At 55.4% G+C, this 2,435-nt stretch carries 1 rRNA gene; it reads right to left on the bottom strand.

The features are described from left to right. Positions 1-54 precede the first annotated feature (54 nt). A 23S ribosomal RNA gene (locus ACLQ3C_RS21305) occupies positions 55-2,435 on the bottom strand; the annotation flags it as partial.

The following is a 2,435-nucleotide window of genomic DNA, read 5'->3' as shown; positions in this document are numbered from 1 at the left end:
TTATTTCAGAAGCACATAGTGGATGCGACACACCTCTATCAAAGTAAAAGTGTTGTATGTAAGTCCTCGGCCGATTAGTACCAGTCACCTGAACCCATTACTGAGCTTACAATTCTGGCCTATCAACCCCATGGTCTGTAGGGGGCCTTAACCACTCGAAGGTGGTGAGAAACCTCATCTTGGAACAGGCTTCCCGCTTAGATGCTTTCAGCGGTTATCCCTTCCGAACGTAGCCAACCAGCAGTGCCCCTGGCGGGACAACTGGCACACCAGAGGTTCGTCCGTCCCGGTCCTCTCGTACTAGGGACAGGTTTCCTCAAGTTTCTAACGCGCGCGGCGGATAGAGACCGAACTGTCTCACGACGTTCTAAACCCAGCTCGCGTGCCGCTTTAATGGGCGAACAGCCCAACCCTTGGGACCTACTCCAGCCCCAGGATGCGACGAGCCGACATCGAGGTGCCAAACCATCCCGTCGATATGGACTCTTGGGGAAGATCAGCCTGTTATCCCCGGGGTACCTTTTATCCGTTGAGCGACACCGCTTCCACTTGCCGGTGCCGGATCACTAGTCCCGACTTTCGTCCCTGCTCGACATGTACGTCTCACAGTCAAGCTCCCTTGTGCACTTACACTCAACACCTGATTGCCAACCAGGCTGAGGGAACCTTTGGGCGCCTCCGTTACTTTTTAGGAGGCAACCGCCCCAGTTAAACTACCCACCAGGCACTGTCCCTGAACCCGATCAGGGTCCGAGGTTAGAAGTCCAATACGATCAGAGTGGTATTTCAACAACGACTCCATGAACACTGGCGTGCCCACTTCACAGTCTCCCACCTATCCTACACAAACCGAACCGAACACCAATACCAAGCTATAGTGAAGGTCCCGGGGTCTTTTCGTCCTGCCGCGCGTAACGAGCATCTTTACTCGTACTGCAATTTCGCCGAGTCTGTGGTTGAGACAGCAGAGAAGTCGTTACGCCATTCGTGCAGGTCGGAACTTACCCGACAAGGAATTTCGCTACCTTAGGATGGTTATAGTTACCACCGCCGTTTACTGGGGCTTAAATTCTCAGCTTCGCACCCCGAAGGGCACTAACCGGTCCTCTTAACCTTCCAGCACCGGGCAGGCGTCAGTCCGTATACATCGTCTTACGACTTCGCACGGACCTGTGTTTTTAGTAAACAGTCGCTTCTCTCTGGTCTCTGCGACCCACACCAGCTCACGAAGCAAAGTCCGGTCACCAACATGGGTCCCCCTTCTCCCGAAGTTACGGGGGCATTTTGCCGAGTTCCTTAACCACAGTTCTCTCGATCGCCTTAGTATTCTCTACCTGACCACCTGTGTTGGTTTGGGGTACGGGCCGTGTACCAACTCACTAGAGGCTTTTCTCGGCAGCATAGGATCATGGAATTCACCTCAACGGTTACGCATCACCTCTCAGGCCACATGAACGACGGATTTACCAATCGCCCGCCCTACCGGCTTACACCAGGACAACCATCGCCTGGCCCCACTACCTTCCTGCGTCACCCCATCGCTTGCCTACTACCAGCCGAGGTCCCATGCAGCCCCCGCCGGGCACCCGAAGGCACCCATAAGGATTTGGATGGTTAGTACAACTGATTCAGCATGGGCGCGGATACACGGGTACGGGAATATCAACCCGTTGTCCATCGACTACGCCTGTCGGCCTCGCCTTAGGTCCCGACTCACCCTGGGCGGATTAGCCTGGCCCAGGAACCCTTGGTCATCCGGCGGCAGAGTTTCTCACTCTGCTTTCGCTACTCATGCCTGCATTCTCACTCCCACACCCTCCACCCCTAGATCACTCCGAGGCTTCCACGGATGCAGGACGCTCCCCTACCCACCCCACCCACTAGATGACAATCCGTAAACCATCACCAATGACATGGTGGAGTGCCGCGGCTTCGGCGGTGTACTTGAGCCCCGCTACATTGTCGGCGCAGGATCACTTGACCAGTGAGCTATTACGCACTCTTTCAAGGGTGGCTGCTTCTAAGCCAACCTCCTGGTTGTCTTCGCGACCCCACATCCTTTTCCACTTAGTACACGCTTAGGGGCCTTAGCCGGCGATCTGGGCTGTTTCCCTCTCGACTACGAACCTTATCGCCCGCAGTCTCACTGCCATGCTCTCACTTACCGGCATTCGGAGTTTGGCTGACGTCAGTAACCTTGTAGGGCCCATCGGCCATCCAGTAGCTCTACCTCCGGTAAGAAACACACAACGCTGCACCTAAATGCATTTCGGGGAGAACCAGCTATCACGGAGTTTGATTGGCCTTTCACCCCTACCCACAACTCATCCCCTCCATTTTCAACTGAAGTGGGTTCGGGCCTCCACACGGTCTTACCCGCGCTTCACCCTGGCCATGGGTAGATCACTCCGCTTCGGGTCTAGACCCGGCGACTA

It is taken from the genome of Gordonia sp. DT30 (assembly GCF_049844915.1).
Lineage (GTDB): Bacteria > Actinomycetota > Actinomycetes > Mycobacteriales > Mycobacteriaceae > Gordonia.
This window is presented reverse-complemented; position numbering and strand designations above follow the sequence as displayed.